Annotated in this window: 19 protein-coding genes; 12 read left to right on the forward strand and 7 right to left on the reverse strand. The window is 41.1% G+C overall.

What is annotated here, in order from left to right; all coding sequences use genetic code 11:
• Nucleotides 1–30: 30 nt before the first annotated feature.
• From pcrA to M2353_RS03365, 4 genes are all read left to right on the forward strand, one after another.
• Entirely contained in the window at nt 31–2,253 is a 2,223-nt protein-coding gene (pcrA, locus tag M2353_RS03350) for a DNA helicase PcrA (RefSeq protein ID WP_060780844.1), read from the forward strand.
• 44 nt (nt 2,254–2,297) lie between these two features.
• Nucleotides 2,298–4,304 carry an NAD-dependent DNA ligase LigA gene (ligA, locus tag M2353_RS03355; protein WP_007496867.1) on the forward strand — a complete coding sequence of 669 codons (2,007 nt, stop codon included), beginning with the start codon at nt 2,298–2,300 and terminating at the stop codon, nt 4,302–4,304.
• Between the two features lie 15 nt (nt 4,305–4,319).
• Complete coding sequence (locus tag M2353_RS03360) at nt 4,320–5,507, forward strand: CamS family sex pheromone protein (protein WP_008344253.1); 1,188 nt, start codon at nt 4,320–4,322, stop codon at nt 5,505–5,507.
• A gap of 358 nt (nt 5,508–5,865) precedes the next feature.
• Complete coding sequence (locus tag M2353_RS03365) at nt 5,866–6,873, forward strand: phosphotransferase enzyme family protein (protein WP_284724945.1); 1,008 nt, start codon at nt 5,866–5,868, stop codon at nt 6,871–6,873.
• Nucleotides 6,874–6,917: 44 nt separating this feature from the next.
• Here the strand turns inward: M2353_RS03365 and M2353_RS03370 are convergent, their stop codons facing one another.
• Nucleotides 6,918–7,610 (reverse strand): MgtC/SapB family protein, encoded by a 693-nt coding sequence (locus M2353_RS03370; RefSeq protein ID WP_425332864.1) that lies wholly within the window; start codon nt 7,608–7,610, stop codon nt 6,918–6,920.
• Between the two features lie 168 nt (nt 7,611–7,778).
• Nucleotides 7,779–9,260 (reverse strand): sodium/proline symporter PutP, encoded by a 1,482-nt coding sequence (gene putP, locus M2353_RS03375; RefSeq protein WP_035703561.1) that lies wholly within the window; start codon nt 9,258–9,260, stop codon nt 7,779–7,781.
• A 406-nt stretch (nt 9,261–9,666) separates the two neighbouring features.
• Here putP and gatC point away from each other — a divergent pair, with 406 nt between their 5' ends.
• From gatC to gatB, 3 genes are read left to right on the forward strand one after another with little or no spacing between them, the layout of a single operon-like run.
• Entirely contained in the window at nt 9,667–9,957 is a 291-nt protein-coding gene (gatC, locus tag M2353_RS03380) for an Asp-tRNA(Asn)/Glu-tRNA(Gln) amidotransferase subunit GatC (RefSeq protein WP_003213898.1), read from the forward strand.
• A gap of 14 nt (nt 9,958–9,971) precedes the next feature.
• Complete coding sequence (gene gatA / locus M2353_RS03385; RefSeq protein ID WP_007496857.1) at nt 9,972–11,429, forward strand: Asp-tRNA(Asn)/Glu-tRNA(Gln) amidotransferase subunit GatA; 1,458 nt, start codon at nt 9,972–9,974, stop codon at nt 11,427–11,429.
• Nucleotides 11,430–11,442: 13 nt separating this feature from the next.
• Complete coding sequence (gatB, locus tag M2353_RS03390; protein WP_007496855.1) at nt 11,443–12,873, forward strand: Asp-tRNA(Asn)/Glu-tRNA(Gln) amidotransferase subunit GatB; 1,431 nt, start codon at nt 11,443–11,445, stop codon at nt 12,871–12,873.
• 182 nt (nt 12,874–13,055) lie between these two features.
• On the opposite strand, the gene M2353_RS03395 is transcribed toward gatB, so the two are convergent.
• Nucleotides 13,056–13,901, reverse strand: a complete 846-nt coding sequence (locus M2353_RS03395) for a TetR/AcrR family transcriptional regulator (RefSeq protein ID WP_008344236.1) — start codon at nt 13,899–13,901, stop codon at nt 13,056–13,058.
• Between the two features lie 131 nt (nt 13,902–14,032).
• On the opposite strand from M2353_RS03395, the gene M2353_RS03400 reads away from it, so the two are divergent.
• On the forward strand, nt 14,033–17,254 hold the full coding sequence (locus M2353_RS03400) for an efflux RND transporter permease subunit (protein WP_008344233.1): 3,222 nt from the start codon (nt 14,033–14,035) through the stop codon (nt 17,252–17,254).
• A 209-nt stretch (nt 17,255–17,463) separates the two neighbouring features.
• On the opposite strand, the gene M2353_RS03405 is transcribed toward M2353_RS03400, so the two are convergent.
• Nucleotides 17,464–18,417, reverse strand: a complete 954-nt coding sequence (locus M2353_RS03405) for a nucleoside hydrolase (RefSeq protein WP_284724946.1) — start codon at nt 18,415–18,417, stop codon at nt 17,464–17,466.
• A 181-nt stretch (nt 18,418–18,598) separates the two neighbouring features.
• Between M2353_RS03405 and M2353_RS03410 the strand changes: the two genes are divergently transcribed.
• Nucleotides 18,599–19,507: a diacylglycerol kinase gene (locus M2353_RS03410; protein ID WP_007496845.1), complete on the forward strand. Its 909-nt coding sequence runs from the start codon at nt 18,599–18,601 to the stop codon at nt 19,505–19,507.
• Nucleotides 19,508–19,568: 61 nt separating this feature from the next.
• Entirely contained in the window at nt 19,569–20,948 is a 1,380-nt protein-coding gene (rlmD, locus tag M2353_RS03415; protein WP_284724947.1) for a 23S rRNA (uracil(1939)-C(5))-methyltransferase RlmD, read from the forward strand.
• 7 nt (nt 20,949–20,955) lie between these two features.
• Here the strand turns inward: rlmD and M2353_RS03420 are convergent, their stop codons facing one another.
• From M2353_RS03420 to M2353_RS03430, 3 genes are read right to left on the reverse strand one after another with little or no spacing between them, the layout of a single operon-like run.
• Nucleotides 20,956–21,816: a recombinase zinc beta ribbon domain-containing protein gene (locus tag M2353_RS03420; protein WP_144667880.1), complete on the reverse strand. Its 861-nt coding sequence runs from the start codon at nt 21,814–21,816 to the stop codon at nt 20,956–20,958.
• Nucleotides 21,735–22,502 carry a recombinase family protein gene (locus tag M2353_RS03425; protein WP_284724948.1) on the reverse strand — a complete coding sequence of 256 codons (768 nt, stop codon included), beginning with the start codon at nt 22,500–22,502 and terminating at the stop codon, nt 21,735–21,737. The genes M2353_RS03420 and M2353_RS03425 overlap by 82 nt, the downstream gene beginning before the upstream one ends.
• A gap of 1 nt (nt 22,503) precedes the next feature.
• Nucleotides 22,504–22,653 (reverse strand): hypothetical protein, encoded by a 150-nt coding sequence (locus M2353_RS03430; protein ID WP_268390429.1) that lies wholly within the window; start codon nt 22,651–22,653, stop codon nt 22,504–22,506.
• Between the two features lie 489 nt (nt 22,654–23,142).
• Between M2353_RS03430 and M2353_RS03435 the strand changes: the two genes are divergently transcribed.
• Entirely contained in the window at nt 23,143–23,391 is a 249-nt protein-coding gene (locus tag M2353_RS03435) for a hypothetical protein (protein WP_284724949.1), read from the forward strand.
• A 40-nt stretch (nt 23,392–23,431) separates the two neighbouring features.
• On the forward strand, nt 23,432–23,773 hold the full coding sequence (locus tag M2353_RS03440; protein ID WP_284724950.1) for a topoisomerase: 342 nt from the start codon (nt 23,432–23,434) through the stop codon (nt 23,771–23,773).
• The last annotated feature ends 121 nt before the right edge of the window (nt 23,774–23,894 follow it).

Raw genomic sequence — 23,894 nt, forward strand, 5'->3', positions numbered from 1 at the left:
GAACATAAGTTCGAATTGGCGGTGAATGAAATGAATGAAATATCGAATCATCTATTAGAAGGGCTGAATGACGCGCAGAAAGAAGCGGTCAAAGCAACAGACGGGCCGCTGCTACTGATGGCAGGAGCAGGTAGTGGAAAAACACGAGTGCTCACGCATCGAATTGCGTATTTAATGGCAGAAAAGCATGTGGCACCGTGGAATATTTTAGCGATTACCTTTACAAATAAAGCAGCAAGAGAAATGCGTGAGCGTGTACAAGCGATTTTAGGGCCTGGTGCGGATGACATTTGGATCTCTACGTTCCACAGCATGTGTGTGCGCATTTTACGACGCGATATTGACCGTATTGGTGTGAATCGCAACTTTTCTATATTAGACACATCTGATCAGCTTTCAGTCATTAAAAACATTTTAAAAGAACGAAATATCGATCCTAAAAAGTTTGATCCACGTAGCATTTTAGGTTCAATCAGTAGTGCAAAAAACGAACTCATTGACGCAGAGGAATACGCAAAAACAGCCGGTGACTTTTACGATCAAGTCGTCAGCGACGTCTACACAGATTATCAAAAACGATTACTCAAGAACCAATCACTCGATTTTGATGATCTTATTATGATGACGATTCGTCTGTTTGAGCGGATTCCTGAAGTATTAGAACACTATCAGCGAAAATTCCAATACATTCATGTCGATGAGTATCAGGATACAAATAGAGCGCAGTACATGCTTGTGAAATTGCTCGCTCAGCGTTTTCAAAATATATGTGTGGTCGGTGACTCGGATCAGTCCATCTACCGCTGGCGTGGAGCGGATATTACAAACATTCTTTCCTTTGAAAAAGATTATCCGTCCAGTGAAGTGATTTTGCTTGAGCAAAATTACAGATCGACTAAACGTATTCTGAATGCCGCAAACACGGTCATTCAAAACAATTCAAACCGTAAGCCAAAAAACCTTTGGACAGAAAATGACGAAGGAGCGAAGATTGCCTATTACCGCGCAGATAATGAATTCGGTGAAGGTCAATTTGTCGCTGGCAAGATTCGTCAGCTCCATCAGAGCGGCAAGCGTAAATTATCTGATTTTGCGATCCTCTATCGAACGAACGCTCAGTCACGTGTCATAGAGGAAACGTTAATGAAGGCAAACATTCAATACAACATCGTCGGCGGCACGAAGTTCTATGACAGAAAAGAGATCAAGGACATTTTGGCATACTTACGCCTTGTGGCAAATCCAGATGACGATATTAGTTTTGCGCGCATTGTCAACGTACCAAAGCGTGGAATTGGGGCGACTTCTGTTGATAAAATTGCCGCATACGCAGAAATGAATGATCTCTCTATGTTTGAAGCACTTGGTCAGGTGGATTTCATTGGACTCAGTGCAAGAGCAGCCAATGCACTTGATGAGTTCAAACAGCTCATTGACCAAATGACAAACATGCAGGATTATTTATCTGTCACTGAATTAACGGAAGAGATCCTAGAGAAAACAGGTTACCGTGAAGCACTGAAGATCGAAAAAACGATTGAAGCACAAAGCCGTTTAGAAAATATTGACGAGTTTCTATCGGTCACTAAAAACTTTGAAGAACAAAATGAAGATAAATCACTTGTCACCTTTCTGACAGACCTCGCCCTCGTCGCAGACATTGATAAGCTGGATGAGGCTGAGGAAGAAGATCAGGATGCGGTCATTTTAATGACGCTACACGCAGCAAAAGGACTTGAATTCCCTGTTGTGTTCTTAATGGGAATGGAAGAAGGCGTCTTCCCGCACAGCCGTTCACTAATGGAAGATGCCGAGATGGAAGAAGAGCGCCGTCTTGCTTACGTGGGGATCACACGGGCCGAAGAAGAGCTTTATTTATCAAGTGCGAAGATGAGAACGTTATTCGGCCGGACGAACATGAATATGGAATCACGATTTATCAGAGAAATACCAGCTGATTTATTGGACAACCTAAATGAGAAAAAAGAAACGAAAACACCGTTTGGCCAAACGAGAGAAAGACCGCAAAGACGAGGGCCTGTCTCACGTCCCCAAACGCAAACCATTCAAAACACAGGCGGCGGCAGCATTGGCTGGGCTGTCGGTGATAAAGCCGCTCATAAAAAATGGGGCGTTGGCACGGTTGTGAGTGTAAAAGGTAGTGGAGATAGTACAGAGCTTGATATTGCCTTCCCAAGCCCTACAGGCATTAAGCGTCTCCTTGCCGCATTTGCGCCAATCGAAAAGCAATAAACTGATAGGACTGACAAAACGGATGAAGTGAAAGGAAGAAGCAGATGGATAAAGAAGCAGCGAAACGCCGGATCGAGGAACTACACCAGATTTTGAATCAATACAACTACGAATATCACACACTGGATCGTCCAAGTGTTCCTGACGCTGAATATGATGCGCGGATGCGTGAGCTGATTTCTCTGGAGGAAGAATACCCTGATTTAAAAGCAGCGGATTCACCCTCGCAAAGAGTAGGAGGAGCTGTTTTAGACGCCTTCCAAAAAGTACGTCACGGTACTCCGATGCTCAGTCTCGGCAATGCGTTTCATGAACAGGACCTTCTTGATTTTGACCGCCGGGTTCGTCAAGCAGTCGGTGACGACGTCGCTTATAATGTCGAGCTGAAAATTGACGGACTCGCTGTTTCTCTCCGTTATGAAAATGGCGTGTTTGTCCGGGGGGCCACACGGGGTGATGGGACAACAGGTGAGGATATTACCGAGAACCTCAAAACCATTCGTTCCATCCCGCTCAAAATCAATCGGCCTCTGTCGATTGAAGTGAGAGGCGAGGCATTTATGCCAAAACCTTCTTTTGAAGCCCTTAACGAAAAAAGATTGCAAAACGAAGAAGAGCCGTTTGCGAACCCGCGTAATGCGGCTGCTGGCTCACTTCGTCAGCTTGATACGAAAATTGCAGCGAAACGAAACCTTGATATCTTCGTCTACAGTATAGCGGAGCTTGATGAAATTGGTGTTGAAACGCAAAGCGCAGGACTTGATCTTCTCGATGAGCTTGGTTTTAAAACGAACAAAGAAAGACGGATGTGCCAAACCATTGAAGAAGTGATCGACCTCATTGAAACACTGAAAACAAAGCGTGCTGATTTCTCATACGAAATCGATGGCATTGTTATTAAAGTCAATTCATTGGCTCAGCAAGAAGAACTAGGCTTCACAGCAAAAAGTCCACGCTGGGCTGTTGCGTACAAATTTCCGGCCGAAGAAGTCGTGACGAAGCTGATTGATATTGAACTAAGTGTGGGGCGTACTGGCGTCATCACCCCAACAGCGATTCTTGAGCCTGTAAAAGTGGCAGGAACGACAGTGCAACGTGCATCTCTTCATAATGAAGATTTGATCAAAGAGAAGGATATCCGCCTTTTTGATCAAGTGATTGTCAAAAAAGCGGGCGATATTATCCCAGAGGTTGCAGGGGTCCTTGTTGATCAGCGAACAGGAGAAGAAAAGCCGTTTCACATGCCGACTGAATGTCCAGAGTGTCATAGTGAGCTGGTCAGAATTGAAGGAGAAGTGGCGCTTCGGTGCATCAATCCACAATGCCCCGCTCAAATACGTGAAGGACTCATTCACTTTGTGTCTCGTAATGCGATGAATATTGATGGGCTAGGCGAGCGAGTTATTACACAACTTTTCAAAGAACAGCTTGTCTCTCGTGTATCAGACCTTTACCGTTTAACAAAAGAAGAGTTGATTCAGCTAGAACGAATGGGCGAAAAGTCAGTCGATAATTTACTGCGTTCGATCGAGCAATCGAAAGAAAACTCTCTTGAACGTTTATTATTTGGACTTGGTATTCGATTTATTGGTTCTAAAGCAGCGAAGACGTTGGCCATGCACTTTGAGGATATCGATCAGTTAAAACAAGCAACGAAAGAACAATTACTTGAAGTAGATGAAATTGGTGAAAAAATGGCCGATGCAGTTGTCACGTACTTTGAGAAAGAAGAAATTCTAGATCTGCTAAATGAACTAAAAGAACTTGGGGTCAATATGACCTACACTGGGCCAAAACCGGTGAAAGTAGAAGAAAGTGATTCCTACTTTGCAGGAAAAACGATTGTGCTGACGGGGAAATTAGAAGAAATGTCTCGTAATGATGCAAAGGCAGCGATCGAAGCATTAGGTGGCAAGTTAGCAGGTAGCGTAAGTAAAAAAACAGACTTAGTCATTGCCGGCGAAGCAGCTGGAAGTAAGCTGACAAAGGCAGAAGAACTCAATATTGAAATTTGGGACGAAGCCAAAATGCTCGAGGAGCTAAAGAAATAAGAGGAGTGTTTTCTATTGAAAAAGTTGCTATTGCTGCTGACAATGCTCACACTGGTATTGTCAGCGTGTGCACCTTTTGGGGGAAAGGATGAGGAAGAGGTCACACAAAAAACGGATGAAACGAAAGAAACAGCGATCATCCCAATGTACAACATCTCTGATTCCTATTACAAAATGGTGCTGCCGTTTAAACAAGGAGCGGCAAGAGGACTAACAGCAGAGCGTCTCAATACACGCTTAGACATTGATGAATTTGAAACAGGACTCATGCGCCTGGCAACAGAATCATTCAATACAAACGACTATCTGTTCCAAGAAGGACAGCATTTAGATGAAGATACTGTTCTCAGCTGGCTTGCCCGCAAAAAAACAGGCAGTGATCTGAAAAAGGCTGAAAAAGAAGACAAAGACTTTAAGAACTTAGGCTTAAACCCTGCTCTTCCAAACTCAGGTTCAACAAAGTCAAAAAATGAAAATAGTCCAATCTACTTAGCTTCCATGCTAGAACATAATTACTTAATCAGAAAAGATAAAAATAGCTTACAGCTTGGCGGGGTTGTCATCGGTCTTGCGCTTAACTCTGTCTATTATTATCGCGAAAATATCGGGGATCCTCAGCAAGAGGTGACCATCGATTCATCGAAAAATTCAAAGAAACTTTTAGCAGAGGGCGAAAAAATTGCGGAACAAGTCATTAAACGCCTTCGTCAAATGGACGGGCTGCAAAAAGTCCCAGTCATGATTGCTCTTTATAAACAAGCACCAAAATCATCTATTGTTCCAGGAAACTTCATCGCTAAAACCGATGTAAAAGCAGGATCAGCTGATATTGGCAGTTGGGATACGATTAAAGAAGAGAATGTCTTCTTCCCTTCAGATAATGCCAAGAGCAGCTACAAAGATGATTCAGAGCGATTTGACCGCTTCAAGACAAAGGTAGAAGACTACTTCCCGAATTACACAGGTGTGGTAGGCAAAGGTTTCTATAAAAACGGGAACTTGCAAAAAATGAAAGTAGAAATTCCAATGCAATTCTACGGAAAAACAGAAGTCGTGGCATTTACGCAATACTTAACAGGTGAAGTCATGGATTACTATAAGAGCACCAATATAGAAATCAACATCACCTCTTCTGATCAGCAAGAAGCCCTCATCACAAAAAATGCTGAAGATAAAGAACCAACGGTCCATATATATGACTAAATAAAAACCGCCTTTTGGCGGTTTCAGCGTGTAGACAAACCCTCGCATTCGGTGTCAGTCCTGCGTGCCAGTGCTCACGAATGTCAAATTCGCTCCGCGCCGGTACTCGTCCTTCCTAGAATTCAAAGGTTTTCTATCACGCTGAAAAGAAGACAAAGGGCTAAAATCAAGTTCATTTTAGCCCTTTGTCAACAATCTGAAACCGCCTTTTGGCGGTTTTTTATTTCTAATTAGAGGAATTTTTCAACTTTTGTCAAAGTATGTGAAGAAACCAAAAGGAAAGGCAGGTATGTTGATGCTCGTATAAATGCTGATTACCGTCATGTATAAGTAAAAAGACGATAAAAGGAGAATCAGCATGCATAAAGAAGTAAAAGCACGATACGATGAACAAATGGTCTTAAAGAAAGCGGCTCTACTCTATCATTTTCAGCCAGAACAGGTCACATTTCTAGCCGATGCAGAAAATTATGTGTATGAATATACGGATGAAAAAGGGGCGAGTTATATATTGAAAATTACCCATACCATTCGCCGCTCTCGCACATATATTCTAGGAGAAATGGACTGGATTCGGTATTTATCTCAACATGGAATCTCAGTAGCTAAACCGGTTTTATCCGCAAGAGGAAAAGATGTTGAAGCGATTCCCGATCAAGCAGGAGGCGCTTTTTTGCTGAGAGTGTACGAAAAGGCGCCCGGCAGAAAAGTGATCGAAGCAGATTGGAATGGACAGTTGTTTCAAGCGTTAGGAGCCTATACTGGGCGTATGCATCAAACGACTAAACAATATCAAGTGAAAGATCCTCGCTATAAACGTCAAGAGTGGTATGAGGAGGAGCAATTAAAGCTTGAAACGTATATTCCTTCTGAACAAACGGTTGTGTTGCAGAGAAAAGATGAACTGATGCAAAAGCTTCACCAGCTCCGAATATCCAAGGATGTCTATGGACTGGTGCATGCGGATTTACATCACGGGAACTTCCATTATCATCAGGGAGAAATCATTGCATTTGATTTTGATGATTGTGGGTATCACTGGTTTATCAACGATATGAGCATTTTGCTATACAACGTTCTTTGGTATCCGGTGATTCCGTATGAGGATAAAGCTGAATTTACGGGTGAATTTATGAGCCATTTTCTCAAAGGCTATCGACAGGAGAATGAGCTTGATGACGCATGGCTGGCGACAATACCAGATTTCCTTATGCTGCGTCATATGCTTATTTATGGGCTTTTACATCAAGCATTTGATCTCCGAACACTAAGCGCTGACGAAAGTGCCATGCTGGCGCGTTTTCGAAAGGAGATTGAGGACAAAACCCCAATTACACCTTTTGACTTTCATCAGCTAACAACATAAATAGAAAGCCCCTTGCTGTTTGACAGAGCAAGGGGCCTTTTATCCTACACCGTATCACACTTCACACCAACAACGCCTTCTAAATCTTTAATATCAAAGTACACATCGGTTGTATAGCGGTCTTTATGTACGCGAACACGTACTTCCATGATCGGATAGTCTTTTTCCTTTAAATCATCAATACGTACAGAATGAATCCGAATATTGAGTGCTTTCATTTCTTTTAAAATCTCTGTCATGCGGTTTCGATCAGAAAGTGACATTCTGATGCGGATTTCTTTTTCCTGTAAGCGAATGGGTCCAATTCGCTGGAAGAGCCAAGGTAAAAATTCCACACTGACGAGAATAAAGAAAAGACTGAGGAAGGCTTCTTTATAAAAACCTGCACCTGTTGCAACCCCAAGTCCTGCTGCTCCCCAAATCAACGCAGATGTCGTAAGACCTGAGATGACGTCATTGCTTTTGCGAAGAATCACACCTGCTCCAATAAAACCAACACCAGATATAATTTGCGCCGGTAACCTGAGTGGGTCCATTTGAAGCTTAGAGACTCGAGGGAAATTGTAGGCTGCATCAATGCTGATGATGGTTAATACGCAGGAGCTGACAGCAATGACAATACACGTTTTCAGCCCAAGCGGCTTTTTCTTAAGTTCGCGTTCAAGACCGATGATCAAACCGATTAAGGTGGCAACGGCTAATTTTAAGACGGTATCCCATTCAATTGTCCAAAACATGCGTATCGCTCCTTTCACTTCATGTACGTTTCACATCATGTATATGATCTTCTCACAGCCCATATGGCTGCACAACTTCTATTTTATTCAGAAACGGGAGAAAGAAAAGCATTTTATTTAAAAATAAAGAGAGTCATCCGCATAATGCAGATGACTCCTCATTTCTGGTTATTTTGTTTCTTCTTCGAGATGGTCTTCCATTTTGCTAAACAGCTTTTTAGAAGCTTTAGACGGTTTATTTGTTAAGAGGCTGACAATAATAGCAGTCAAACCACTTAAAATAAATCCAGGAACCATTTCGTACAATCCAGTCGTGTTGTTTAAGCCTGTTGAAATCCAAACGAGAACGACAACAGCCCCAACAACCATTCCAGCTAAAGCGCCGTGATGATTCATTCGCTTCCAGTATAGACATAACAAGATGACGGGACCGAATGAAGATCCAAATCCAGCCCAAGCATATCCGACAAGGTCAAGAATAGTATCACTTGGGTTTAGAGAGAGACAAAGAGCAATAATGGCAACGACTAGTACAGACATACGTCCAATCATGACAAGCTCTTTATCAGAAGCTTTTCTTCTAAAGAACGTACGGTATAAATCCTCTGTCATTGCACTTGCAGTAACAAGCAGCTGAGAAGAAATTGAACTCATAATCGCAGCTAAAATGGCAGAAAGTAAAAATCCAGTAATATACGGATGGAATAACACTTTAGAAAACACAATAAAGATGGTTTCTGGGTCTGCCAAAGTGGTGCTTGTTTCATGAACATACGCCACGCCGACTAAACCGACAGAAAGTGAACCAATGACAGACACAATCATCCAGCTCATACCGATACGACGTGCTGGCTTTAAATCTTTTACAGTCGTAATCGCCATAAAGCGAACAATAATGTGCGGCTGTCCAAAGTAACCGAGTCCCCAAGCGAGGAAGGAAATAATGCCAATGACGCTCGTTCCTCTAAAAATATCAAGCAATTTAGGGTCAATCTGTTGAATATCATTGAATGTGGCAACAGGTCCACCTAATTGAGTAAAGGCAACGATCGGCACGAGCACTAATGCTAAAAACATAATAGCTCCTTGAACAAAATCAGTTAAACTAACTGCCAAAAAGCCGCCGAATAGTGTGTACAAAATCACGATACTAGAAGTTAAGATTAAGCCAAACATATAATCAGCACCAAACGCTGATTCAAATAAGCGTCCGCCTGATACCATACCTGATGAGGTGTAAAGCGTAAAGAAAATCATAATGATGACAGCTGAGACAGCTTTCAATAAAGTAGATGAGTCTTTAAACCGTTTGTCAAAAAAGTCTGGAATGGTAATCGCATCATCAGCAACTTCTGTATACGATCTCAATCGTGGCGCAAGGAATAAATAGTTTAAGTAAGCCCCACTAATTAACCCAACAGCAAGCCATCCAGATGAAAGACCAGTTGTATACATAGCACCTGGGAGCCCCATCAGCATCCATCCACTCATATCGGATGCACCAGCAGAGAGAGCCGTTACATAAGGACCTAATCCGCGTCCGCCTAACATATAATCATTCAAGTCATTTGTTTTTCTAAATGCATACCAGCCAATAGCCAGCATTCCAATAAAATAAATAGATAAAGAAATTCCAATTTCAATACTCATGTTTCCATATCACCTTTTTCGTATTAATTTGACATCACCTCAATCAAAATATAGAACAGCCTATTGATTTGTCTGCTCACTGCTATGGTTACTTAACCTATCAGAGTATTCCCGGGTGATCAACCTTCTTAAACCTCCTGATGATAAAAAAAAATGCGTGTATCGGTGATAAGAATCTATATGGAAACGCTTACAAGATTAATTCAAAGTAAAAATTTTCTGAAAAATGAAAGTTACCTTGATGAATATGTTGGACGCTGGATGCACCACAATGACATATCAAGGGACAAAGCCTTTCTAGGCGTCCTCGTAAAGTTGCTTTAGAACAGTAAAATTTGATATGATAAAGTGTATATGACTTATGATCATGACCACGAACACGTATCATTTTTGGAGGTGAACCTGCATGTCAAGAATTTCAATAGAAGAAGTAAAGCATGTTGCGCATTTGGCACGGCTTGCAATTACAGAAGAAGAAGCTGAGATGTTTACAGAACAGCTTGATAGCATCATTTCATTTGCAGAGCAGTTAAACGAGGTAGATACGGAAAACGTTGAACCAACAACACACGTATTAAAAATGAAAAACGTCATGAGAGAAGATGTTCCGAATAAAGGTCTTTCCATTGAGGCAGTCATCAAAAACGCGCCTGATCATAAAGACGGCTATATTCGTGTGCCATCAATTTTGGACTAAAGGAGGCCTGAGGCATGTCACTGTTTGACCACAAAATTTCTGAATTAAAAGAGCTTTTACATAAAAAGGAACTGTCTGTTTCTGATTTAGTGGACGAGTCTTATAAACGAATCCATGAAGTAGACGGGAAAGTACAAGCATTCCTAGCGCTGGACGAAGAGAAAGCACGTGCGTACGCAAAGGAATTAGACGAGGCCGTTGGTGAAAAGGACGAGCTTGGTCTATTGTTCGGTATGCCGATCGGTGTCAAAGATAACATCGTGACGAAAGATTTACGTACAACGGCATCAAGTAAAATCTTGCAAAACTTCGATCCTATTTACGATGCAACCGTTGTGAACCGCTTAAGAGAAGCGGAAGCTGTCACAATCGGTAAATTAAACATGGACGAATTTGCGATGGGATCTTCTACGGAGAACTCAGGCTTCAAAGCAACGAAAAACCCGTGGAATTTAAATACAGTTCCAGGTGGATCAAGTGGTGGCTCAGCAGCATCTGTTGCAGCTGGAGAAGTACCATTCTCTCTTGGATCAGATACAGGCGGTTCCATTCGCCAGCCGGCATCATTCTGTGGTGTTGTTGGTCTTAAACCAACGTATGGCCGTGTATCTAGATACGGTTTAATCGCATTTGCTTCATCATTAGATCAAATTGGACCGATTACGCGTAATGTTGAGGACAATGCATATGTTCTTCAAGCGATTTCTGGTGTTGATCAAATGGACGCAACGAGTGCAAATGTCGATGTCCCAGATTTTCTTTCTTCATTAACTGGCGACATCAAAGGCTTGAAAATCGCTGTGCCAAAAGAATATCTTGGCGAAGGTGTTGGCGAAGAAGCAAAAGAGTCTGTTCTTCAAGCGTTGAAAGTATTAGAAGGACTTGGTGCGACATGGGAAGAAGTCTCTCTTCCGCATTCTAAATATGCGCTTGCAACTTACTACTTGCTTTCATCTTCAGAAGCATCTGCAAACCTTGCTCGTTTTGACGGTATTCGCTATGGCTACCGTACAGACAATGCAGACAACCTGATTGATTTATATAAAAATACCCGTTCTGAAGGCTTTGGAGACGAAGTCAAACGCCGCATCATGCTTGGCACATTCGCTCTAAGCTCAGGATATTACGATGCATACTATAAAAAGGCGCAAAAAGTCCGTACGCTGATCAAAAAAGACTTTGAAGATGTTTTCGAAAAGTATGATGTCATTGTAGGACCAACAACACCAACTCCGGCATTTAACATTGGTGAAAAGACAAGCGATCCACTCACAATGTATGCAAACGACATTTTAACGATCCCTGTTAACCTTGCAGGCGTTCCAGGAATCAGTGTGCCTTGTGGATTTGCAAATGGTCTTCCGTTAGGACTGCAAATCATCGGTAAACACTTTGATGAAGGAACCGTTTACCGCGTGGCTCACGCTTTCGAACAAGCAACAGATCATCATAAAGCAAAACCTGAACTGTAAGGGGTGAATCAGAATGAACTTTGAAACGGTAATTGGACTTGAAGTCCACGTAGAGCTCAAAACACAATCAAAAATTTTCTCAAGCTCACCGACGCCTTTTGGTGCGGCTGCCAATACGCAAACAAGTGTCATCGATCTTGGTTATCCTGGCGTACTGCCTGTGCTGAACAAAGAAGCGGTGAACTTTGCGATGAAAGCAGCAATGGCACTGAACTGTGAGATTGCAACTGATACAAAATTTGACCGTAAAAACTATTTCTATCCTGATAACCCAAAGGCGTATCAAATTTCTCAATTTGATAAACCGATCGGTGAAAACGGCTGGATTGAAATTGAAGTAGACGGCAAAACAAAACGAATTGGTATTACACGTCTTCATTTGGAAGAGGATGCAGGAAAACTGACGCACACAGGCGACGGTTATTCACTCGTCGATTTCAACCGTCAAGGTACACCACTTGTTGAAATCGTATCTGAGCCTGACATTCGTACGCCAGAAGAAGCGTATGCTTACTTAGAAAAATTAAAATCCATTATTCAATATACAGGCGTCTCTGACTGTAAGATGGAAGAAGGCTCACTTCGTTGTGATGCCAACATTTCTCTTCGTCCAATCGGCCGTGAAGAGTTTGGAACGAAAACAGAGCTCAAGAACTTGAACTCATTCGCATTCGTCCAAAAAGGTCTTGAATTCGAAGAAAAACGTCAAGAGCAAGTATTGCTTTCTGGCGGTCTCATCGAGCAGGAAACACGCCGCTATGATGAAGCGTCTAAAAAGACGATCCTGATGCGTGTCAAAGAAGGCTCTGATGATTATCGCTACTTCCCAGAACCAGATTTGGTGGAGCTTTACATTGATGACGAGTGGAAAGAACGTGTAAGAGCATCGATTCCAGAGCTTCCAGACGAGCGCCGCAAACGCTACATTGATGAACTTGGACTTCCTGCATATGACGCAATGGTACTGACGCTGACAAAAGAAATGTCTGATTTCTTTGAAGCAACCATTTCAGAAGGTGCTGAAGCGAAGCAAGCATCAAACTGGCTCATGGGCGAAGTATCTGCCTACTTAAACTCGGCTCAAAAAGAGCTGGAAGATACGAAGCTAACGCCGCAAGGACTGGCTGGCATGATCAAGCTCATCGAAAAAGGAACGATTTCTTCTAAGATTGCCAAAAAGGTATTCAAAGAGCTCATTGAAAATGGGGGAGATGCAGAAACAATCGTCAAAGAAAAAGGACTTGTCCAAATTTCTGACGAAGGTGCACTGCTCAAACTTGTCACAGAAGCACTTGATAACAACCCGCAATCCATTGAAGACTTTAAAAATGGAAAAGACCGCGCGATTGGTTTCTTAGTCGGACAAATCATGAAAGCATCGAAGGGACAAGCAAACCCACCGATGGTCAACAAGATTCTTCTCGAAGAAATCAAAAAACGATAAATCGCAAAAACCGCCTCATGGAAGAGGCGGTTTTTTTGTTGATTGACATGACAGGGTCTTATCACAGATTCAGACCACCGCCGTATATCAATTCATTGGTTCTTTTTTTATAATGAAGCATAAGCTTTAGCACATATTCGAAGGGGATAAAGGTGAACTAAAGTGAACATCGCCACGTATTGTCATTGGAGGAATAGCTTCAATTGTTCCACAGCTCTTTGGACAGCGGAGTCCTCACACGTTTCTAAATTTGTCAGCATCCCTTGAATGACCGGCTTGCGAGGCTCATCTTTGGCCAATTCTTCTTCAATAACTTCAATGGATACAAGGGTATCATCCGAAAGCAGATGCTCAGATTTTAACAATCGAAGCTCTTCTTGAAGAGTAGCGGCATTTGGCGCTTCATCATCCCAAATGTTTTGCTTTAGAATCGGCTTCGCATGAGAACGGAGAAGCCCATGCACCAAATCATCAAATCGGTCGAGAATAAAGGATGAGAGCTCATCACATGATAATTGCATCTGATCTTGTAAAAGCAGTACCTGCACATAAGATTGGATGATTCCTTGAATCATGACTGACAGGTCAGTTATATATGGTTCGATCTCCTGTCCATACGTGGTCAAAATAGAAATTTGGATTTCATCATTCATCTGCTTTTTAACCGTTTTGGAATACTTTTTAATTTGCTGGTTTTCGGGAATAATGTTCTCGCTGAGGATCAAAATGATAAAATCCTTGTTCTCAGCAAAGTGCTGGAACTGTTGAGCGATTTGTTTCTGAAAGATATCTCTAGGCGCAAGATGCTGATTTTCTTTTCGAATCTTTTCAATACTTTGCATAGACGTGTCGATATAATATTCAAACGCTCTGTTGAAAAGCTGTTCTTTTGATTTGAAATGCAAATAAAATGCACCTTTAGATATTCCGCATTCATCTGCAATTTCCTGAATGGTCGTAGAAGAAAAACCTTTTTTCGCAAACAACTGAATGCTTGCTTTAATGATCTTTTCTTTTTTTTCGTTCATGAAATAAGGCCCCTTCAGCTTTAGAATGTTACGTCAAACGCAAGTGAAATGGTTGACGGCATTGTATATCACCGTTTATTATGATATAGAATGACCAGTCAGTCAATACATAAAGGAAAATGGAGGACATAATGAATTCGATCATCAATTTTGTATTAAAGAACAAGTTCGCTGTATGGCTCATGACGATTATCGTAACAGTTGCTGGTCTATATGCCGGATTGAATATGAAACAAGAATCAATCCCGAATATCAACACTCCAGTCATTACGGTTTCTACAACGTATCCTGGCGCAACGCCGGACGAAGTATCAGATAAGGTGACAGATCCAATTGAGAAGTCGATACAAAATCTCAATGGGGTGAATGTGGTCACTTCTAATTCTTTTGAAAATGCCTCATCGATTCAAATCGAGTACGATTACAATAAAGATATGGATGAAGCAAAGAAGGAAATTGAAGATGCCATTAGCAATATCAATTTTCCAGAAAATGCAGAAAAACCAAAAATTGCACGTTTTAGCATCAATGCGATTCCAATCTTAGCTCTTAGTGTCTCCGGTGATAAAGAATCATTACAAGACCTGACACAAAAAGTGGAAAATGACCTTATTCCTTCTCTTCAAGGTTTAGATGGTGTCTCTTCTGTCGAAGCTTCTGGACAACAAATCAAAGAAGTAGAATTTTCTTTTAAACAAAAGAAATTAAAGGAATATGGTTTAGATGAAGAAACTGTCCAAAACATGATCAAAGGCTCTGATGTCAATGTACCTTTAGGGTTATACACATTTGGCAACAAGCAAAAATCAGTCGTAGTGGATGGCAATATTTTAAGTGTTAAAGATTTGAAAAACATGCGAATTCCTGTCACACCAAGTGCAAGCGGCGGTGCGGGAAGCGCAGGAGCTGGAGCGCCTTCTAGCGGCTCAGGAAATGCAGGAGCTCAAGGTGCTGATCAACAGGCTGGAAGTGCAAGTCAGCAGCAAGCAGCAGCAGCTCAGCAACAAACTGGTGCAGCAAGCGGTCAATCTGTAGAGCTGCCGACGATCAAACTTTCTGAGATTGCAGATATTAAAGTCGTGAAAGATGCAGAATCGATTTCTAGAACGAACGGAAAAGACAGTATCGGTTTGCAAATTGTCAAAGGCTCTGATGCCAACACAGTGAGTGTAGCAGAAGCAGTCACAAAAGAACTTGAAACATTCAAAAAAGACAATAAAGGAATCAAAGTCAGCACGACATATGATCAAGCAGAGCCGATTAAAGAATCTGTCAGCACAATGCTGAACAAGGCGATCATCGGAGCAATCTTTGCGATCATTATCATTATGTTGTTCCTTCGAGATATCAAATCAACATTAATTTCGGTCATCTCCATTCCGTTATCCCTGTTGATTGCTGTTTTATTATTAAATCAGCTGGATATCACATTAAATATCATGACACTTGGTGCCATGACAGTCGCCATTGGGCGTGTTGTCGATGACTCGATTGTTGTCATAGAAAACATCTATCGACGAATGGCGTTAAAAGATGAACCGTTAAAAGGCAAAGCACTCGTTAGAGAAGCCACAAAAGAAATGTTTATTCCGATTATGTCTTCGACGATTGTCACAATTGCGGTATTCTTGCCATTAGCGCTAGTGGGTGGAATGATTGGTGAACTATTCATCCCATTTGCATTAACCATTGTGTTTGCTCTAATGGCTTCACTACTTGTTGCCATTACAATCGTTCCAATGATGGCTCACAGCCTATTTAAAAAGAACCTGTACGGCAAAGCGAAAAAGGTAAAAGAACACAAACCAAGCAAACTTGCTGGTGGTTATAGACGTGTACTCAATTGGACATTGAACCATAAATGGATCACGTCAGGAATTGCGATTTTGATGCTGATCGGCAGCTTATTCCTCGCACCACTTGTCGGTGTCAGCTTCTTACCGCAGGAAGCAGAAAAAACGGCAATGGTGACATACACGCCAGAGCCTGGACAAACGAGAGAACAAGCCATTGCTGAAACGAAAAAGGCAGAAGATTACTTAATGAAACGTGATCATGTCAATACGGTTCAATATTCATTAGGCTCTTCAAATGCACTGACAGCAAGTGTTGGTGGAAACTCTAACGGTGCATTATTCTTCGTACAATACGACGAGGACACACCGAACTTTGATAAAGAAAAAGATCGTGTGGTTAAAGCCCTTCAAGACAAAACGTCTAAAGGGGAATGGAAATCACAAGACTTCTCATCTGCTGGCGCAAGCAATACAGTGACGTACTATGTGTACGGTGACAAAGCAAGTGATATTGAAGGCACAGTCAAAGATGTCGAGAACATTTTAAAAGATGAGAAGAACTTGAAAAACGTCAGCACAAGCTTATCTGAGAAATATGACGAATATACGTTTAATGCAGATCAAGAAAAACTGGCGAAACTAGGCTTGACCGCTTCACAAATCGCACAGGCGATCGCTCCTCAAAGTAATGAAACAACGTTGACGAAAGTAACAGAGGACGGCAAAGAACTAGATGTGAAGCTTCAAACGGAAAAAGATGAATACAAGAGTAAAAAAGATCTAGAGAATAAAAAGATCACAACACCAACAGGACAACAAGTCCGAATTGGCGATGTGGTGAAAGTGAAAGATGGCACAACAGCAAACACTGTGACAAAGCGTGATGGGAAGATTTACGCTGAAGTATCTGGTGACATGACAACAGACGACGTATCAAGTGTGACACAAGATGTCCAGAAGAAAGTTGACAAGCTTGATTTAAAATCTGGCGTTACGATTGATACAGGTGGTGTAAGTGCGGATATTGAGGAATCCTTTACACAGCTAGGACTCGCAATGCTTGCAGCGATTGCTATTGTATACCTCGTTCTCGTCATTACATTTGGCGGAGGTCTTGCACCATTTGCGATTCTGTTCTCACTTCCATTTACGATTATTGGTGCACTCGTTGGATTGTTTGTAGCGAAAGAAACCATCAGTTTAAATGCCATGATTGGATTGCTGATGCTGATCGGAATCGTTGTAACAAATGCCATTGTCTTAATTGACCGAGTGATTCATAAAGAAAAAGAAGGACTTTCAACAAGAGAAGCCTTACTTGAAGCAGGTACAACAAGATTACGCCCAATCTTAATGACGGCACTTGCGACAATTGGTGCATTGCTGCCACTCGCATTAGGTTTTGAAGGCGGAAGTCAGATCGTATCAAAAGGACTTGGCGTCACCGTTATTGGCGGTTTAACAAGTTCTACACTTCTCACATTGGTCATCGTGCCAATCGTGTATGAAATCTTAAGCAAGTTTAGACGTAAGAAAAAGTACGCTGAAGAAGAGTAAGAGGAAGCCCCGCTCATGAGCGGGGCTTCAGCGTGTAGACAAACCCTCGCATTCTTTGTCAGTCCTGCGTGCCGGTGCTCACGAATGTCAAATTCGCTCCGCGCCGGTACTCGTCCTTCCTAGGGCTGCAAAGGTTTTCTATCACGCTGAAAAGAAGACACAGGGCTAAAATCAAGTTCATTTTAGCCCCGCTAATAAGCGGGGCTTTTTTATGATGAAATCTGACAAACCGCTTTTCTCATAAGCTCTTCAAAGGCTTGGAAAAAGGCATCTCGATCAACGTGGTCAATGACTTGAATCGATTTTCCATCTGGATGTTCTTCGGTACGTCCTTGTCTTGGCGATTCGGTATAAACAATTGCATTCATTTCTTTTGAACGGGTAAATGAGGTGGATGCAAGAGTGATCGTTGTCAGCACATCCCATAAGTAGTAAGTCGAGTTCGTTTCGTGATGAATGAGAGGCGGACAAAAGGCATAACATTGTCCAATAAAGTCAATCCCGATGTGAGAGCGAAGGGAAGCCCATCGTTGACGGACATCGAGTGTGAGCGGGACTTGATTCGTGCTTTCCAGTGCGACCATTTCAATTGGAAAACGCTCTTGAAATACGGTGCTCACAGCATAAGGGTCCCAAAAAGCATTCCATTCTGCTGTTCCATCATGCTCGGGTTCTTCGACATTGCCTTTTTCAAGGAATGTGCCGCCCATCCACACCAGTTTCTCAATTTTATTTGAGATGGAAGGATCTTCTTCTAAGGCGCGTGCAAGGTCTGTGAGCGGTCCTGTAAAGAGCAGCGTAACAGATTCGGTTGACTTTTTCACCGTTTCAATCAGGTGAAGATGTGCAGGAAGCTTAGATACTTTTGTATCAATAGCGCCTTTTTCATTTAAAATCGGCAAAGCATCTACATAAAAAGCATGCATGCGCCATTCTTTTGGAAATGGATTCACACCTCTAGAATTGGAAGCGGCTACTTCAATCTCATATGGGCTAAATCGATCAATAATTTTCTGAGAGGCGCTCAGTGCAGGCTCTAAATAACAATCAGCAGGAATCACAGACGTCCCGATCACTTTCAGGTGTTCCATTTGAAGAAGTAGAAATAAGGACACAAGATCATCAACACCGCCGTCATGATTGAAATAGACAGGCTTTTTCATGGCATACCATCCTTTTCATCGTTTTCTTTTATCTTATCAGAATGCTGATCTGCTGAGGGAAACGTACCGTGAGATTTCAAATATTAGGGGGTTGTTCTGTTGCCATTTTCAAATCTCATAGTATAATTAAAGGTTGTTAGTGGTGAAAATAGATTGCATAATGATAATAGGATGATGATGAATGAAACGTGCTCGAATTATATACAATCCGACATCTGGACGTGAACTCTTTAAGAAGAATTTACCGCAGGTTTTGCAAAAATTTGAACAGGCTGGCTATGAAACATCTTGTCATGCGACGACATGTGCAGGAGATGCAACACAAGCAGCCGAAAAAGCCGCACAGAGAGATTTTGATTTAATTGTAGCAGCTGGTGGAGACGGCACGATTAATGAAGTCGTCAATGGATTAGCACCGCTTGAAAAAAGACCAAAATTAGGAATCATTCCAGTTGGAACGACCAATGACTTCGCAAGAGCACTTGGCATTCCAAGAGAAGATATTTTAAAAGCGACAGATGCCATCATTGATGGTGTAGCAAAGCCGCTTGATATTGGTAAAGTGAATGGACAGTATTTCATTAATATTGCGGGAGGCGGCCGATTAACAGAGCTGACCTATGAAGTGCCTAGTAAGCTGAAAACCATGCTAGGACAACTTGCGTATTATTTGAAAGGCATGGAGATGCTTCCTTCCATTCGCCCGACAGAAGTCGAAATTGAATATGACGGCAAATTGTTTCATGGAGAAATCATGCTGTTTCTTGTTTCACTAACAAACTCAGTAGGCGGCTTTGAAAAGCTGGCGCCAGATTCCATTCTAGATGATGGGATGTTTGACCTGATCATTCTAAAGAAGGTCAATCTAGCAGAAGCCATTCGAGTGGTCAGCCTTGCACTTCGAGGCGAGCATATTCATGATAACAATGTCATCTACGCAAAAGCGAATCGCGTAAAGGTAGATGTAAAAGATAAAATGCAATTGAATTTAGATGGTGAATACGGCGGCATGCTGCCAGGTGAATTTGAAAACCTGTATCGCCATATTGAATTTATTGTGCCAAAAGCAACAGCTGAAAAAATAGGGTGAAGACTGAACTTGGTTCCTTATGGCGACCAAGTTTTTCTTTGCAAATGAGGTGATAAAATTGGTGAAAATGAAACCGCCTGTTGAAAAGAATGAATACTACAATGTAACCTTCGAAGATTTAACGCACGAAGGTGCAGGTGTAGCGAAAATTGAGGGTTTCCCTGTGTTTGTACCGAATGCCCTTCCTGAGGAACAAGGGAAAATCAAAGTCACACGTGTCAAAAAAGGATTTGCTTTTGGACGACTCATGGAGCTGACAAAGGAAAGTCAGCACAGGCAAGATGCGCCATGTCCTATCTATAAGCAGTGCGGCGGCTGTCAAATCCAGCACATGAGCTATGAAGGTCAGCTACAATTTAAACAGAAACAAGTAAAGGACGTATTGGAGCGGATCGGCAAGCTTGATATGAGCCGTGTAAAAGTTCATCCTGTACTCGGCATGGAAGCCCCTTGGAATTACCGAAACAAAGCACAAGTTCCAGTTGGCGAACGGGAAGGCGGACTTGTTGCAGGATTTTATCAGCAGCGTACCCATGAAATCATTGATATGGAAAAATGCTTGATCCAGCAATCAGAAAATGACGAAGTGGTACAGGCAGTAAAAGACATCTGCAATGCGTTTGGCATCAAAGCATATAACGAAGAGCGGCATAAAGGCTGGTTGCGTCATGTCATGGTTCGCTACGGCATGGCAACAGGTGAAATGATGGTTGTGTTTGTCACAAGAACGGCTGATTTTCCGCAAAAGCAGCAAGTGATTGAGCAGATTATAGCACGCTTCCCACACGTTCGGTCAATTGTGCAAAACGTGAATTCAAAGAAGACAAATGTCATTTTTGGAGACGAAACGACCGTTTTATGGGGAGAAGAATACATTTATGACACGATTGGCGACATCAAATTTGCTATTTCAGCCCGCTCATTTTATCAAGTGAACCCAGCCCAAACAAAGGTGCTTTATGACAAAGCGCTGGAATATGCCGAGCTGCAAGGAGAAGAAACCGTGATCGATGCGTATTGCGGAATCGGTACAATTTCCTTATTTCTCGCACAAAAAGCAGGCAAAGTATATGGGGTTGAAATTGTTCCAGAAGCGATTGAAGATGCAAAACGCAACGCTGCTTTAAACGGAATCAATAATGTTGAATTCGCAGTCGGCGAAGCAGAAACTGTTATCCCAAACTGGTACCAAGAAGGCATCAAAGCAGATACGTTAGTTGTTGATCCGCCAAGAAAAGGCTGTGATGAAGCACTGCTTGATACGATTTTAAAGATGAAACCAAACCGTGTTGTGTATGTGTCCTGTAATCCTGGGACGCTAGCTCGTGATTTGCGTATTCTTGAAGATGGTGGGTATGTGACGGAGGAAGTGCAGCCGGTGGATATGTTTCCGCATACGAGTCATGTTGAGTGCTGTGCGTTGCTTGAATTAATTGACTAATCCTAAGTTAAGCGTGTTTTTTAACAGACGTTTTATTAGGGTGAGTCTTAGGAATCGCTAATTTAATATTTGCTGAAACATAAAAAGCAGACGGTTTAGAAGTGCGATAATGCACTTCTAATTGGCCGTCTGCTTTTACTGTTATTTTATGAATGAAGCGAGCTAAAATTGTTGGAGTTAGCTCTGTGAGTGGTCGTTTAGGATTTAATTGATTTAGGATATACGCTTTCAAATTAGCAACATCTACTTGCATATTACTTTCCTCATACTGTAACAGATTTAGTTGTTCAACTAGTTTCTCTATTTCAGGATTTAAAGTAGCTACAAGACCGTCATAATCTTCTTGGTTAATCTTATCATCTAACAACAAATCAAGTGCCTTTTGTTTCTTAGTACGGAGACTAGCAAGCTGTTTTTGTAATTTTTCATGATTATTCACTGACTTTGAGTTTAACTTTTTCAGATTGTTGTCTAGTAGTTTCTCTGTTGAAGCAACGGAAACATTTGAAAAGTATATAGTATTTAAATCATTCAATAATACTTGAACTAATTCTTTTTCAATTGGGCGGAAATTGTCGGGACAAGCTTTTTTTCCATGTTTGTTCTGGTTTCCACACACATAGCGATCACGCTTAAAATGCATTCCAGCTCCACAGTTACCACAGACAAGTAAACCTGTGAACAGATGTGTGCTTTGTTGTGAGCGAATACGTTTCCGAGATTTGATTAATTGTTGTACTAATGCAAAGTCCTCTTTACTTATAATTGGCTCATGCGTATTTTCGATTACAATCCAGTCCGATTCTTTATTAATAATACGCTTAGTTGTTGTCGGAGAAATTGTAGAAGTTTTCTTTGAACTAAACAACCTATATAGACTTCACGTTCAAGGATTTGACGTATTGTAGAGCCATGCCAAAATACATTTGCATTTTTGTGTCCCTTTTCTTGAGCAGGAGTAGGAACACCCTCATTAAACAATGAGCGCCCAATCGCGTCAAAACTCTCACCTGCAATATATTCTTTATAAATTCGTTGCACAACTTCTGCACTGCCACTTCTAGAAATATAGAGTTTACCATCTTCTAAATCGTAGCCATAGGGAGCGTCATCAAACCGTCCCGATTTAGCACGGACTTCATAAGAGACCTTTATACGTTTGCTAGTACGAGCTGCTTCTGCCATCCATACGAACAGACCGAAGTTGAAGAAGTTATCTCCCATTGAATTAATTGCACCATCTAAAGTAATGACATGAATTTGATTAAGAAGTAAGATATTTTTAAATTCATATGAAAAAATCCCATTCCGTGAAATTCGTGAAATTTCCTTCGAAAGTACGACATCAAATTTTTTATCTTTTGCATCTTGAATTAAATCTTGAATACCACCGCTGCGATTTGATTTAGATGCAGATTGCACATCTGAGTAAACTTTATAAAGCTCCCAGCCTTTTTCCTTAATGTAATTTTCAAAGAGCTTAATTTGTGAAGGGATTGATGTCTTTTGACTATCTAACCCTGTTGATACACGAGCATAAACTGCACATCGCATGTTATACATCCTCCTTGTTATCAGAAGATGTAGTAGAATTCACCTTGTTAATAGCATAAAACTGATCGATATAAGTGTCAAACAGGACTTCGAGCGTTTGTTTAATTGCAACAATTGGATTATCATTTTCAAATTTACGTGTGATTTTCATCGAATGTTTTCCTCCTGAAAAAGTAGGTAAATAAGGCTTTTAGCTAAAAGTGAAAACATTCTACACGATGAGTTCTCATATTTTAATAGGGTGTTACTAGATTATTTTAAAAAATGTAAGTAGAAGTGTAGTCGATAAATTAATTTAAGTATTTTAGAGGGAATGACCCTCTTATCAAGAATTTTGGCTAGTGAAAAAAGGTGGTACACTTCTTGTCAAAACATCTGGGTAAATTAATTGTGGATATTGTTGCTTTTAATATCACTTCCTTATTCAATTAACGGAGCAGTTTAGTTGAAGATTGATGTTAAACTTATGTTCCACAATCGGGCCATATTCTTGAATAACAGCACGCAATTTTAAAATAATTGGTAAAGAGTTATTGAAACTGGGAGTAGAGAGATAATTTGACATTATCTATACAAATATGTGATTATAGTCAAAGAAGGTCAAAGTTCAAATTAATTAAATTTAGAAAGGATCTTACTTATGGATTTTATCGAACTAAGTGGTCCAGTAATTACTACACAAGGTAATATTACAATAATTGACACTAACAACCCATCGGTTGTAACAGCGGCAATTGCATATTCTAAAGTACTAAATGCTACTACTACTACATCAACTTCACCTGCCCCAAAAGCAATTGTCTTCACTGAAATGGAAAAGTATCTTAAAAGCAATCCTAAAACAGCAGAATATCGAGTCGCAGTACAAGGTAAGCGTCTTGAATGGTAGAAAACAAGCGCAGTAGTATTATGAAAAGGGGGGAATCGCTATGGCTATGAAGAACGATGAAGTTATTCAATTTGTCAAAGAGAACGAAGAAAAAGCACTAGAAATAACCAGCGAAATTTTAGGAAAAGGCACAACTATGCAAAGTTTTAACGGGATCGTAGGTGGGAAAAATGCAACATATGATGTAGATGCATTAGCTTTTGATACACCAGAAGGATATGTGGAAGCTTGGCTGAATAGCCATTGGCAGAGGTTGTCTGATGAAAAATATGCTCCCTATGAAAAGTCCTCACATAGAGTTCATAAGTTATTAAAAAATCCATTTCTTAAACAGTATATAAAGAATTATTTAGCGAGAACATATTTAAAGAAACATAATTAGTATTCAAAAGTGTCTATATTAAAGTAACGTTAGTTAATTCTAGAAAACATTGAGCGTTAGAATAGAGGCTGAATAATCAACCTCCTTAACGCTCTTTAATATGAGTAAGCAGTTTTATACA

This window comes from Bacillus aerius (genome assembly GCF_029894105.1).
Lineage (GTDB): Bacteria > Bacillota > Bacilli > Bacillales > Bacillaceae > Bacillus > Bacillus altitudinis.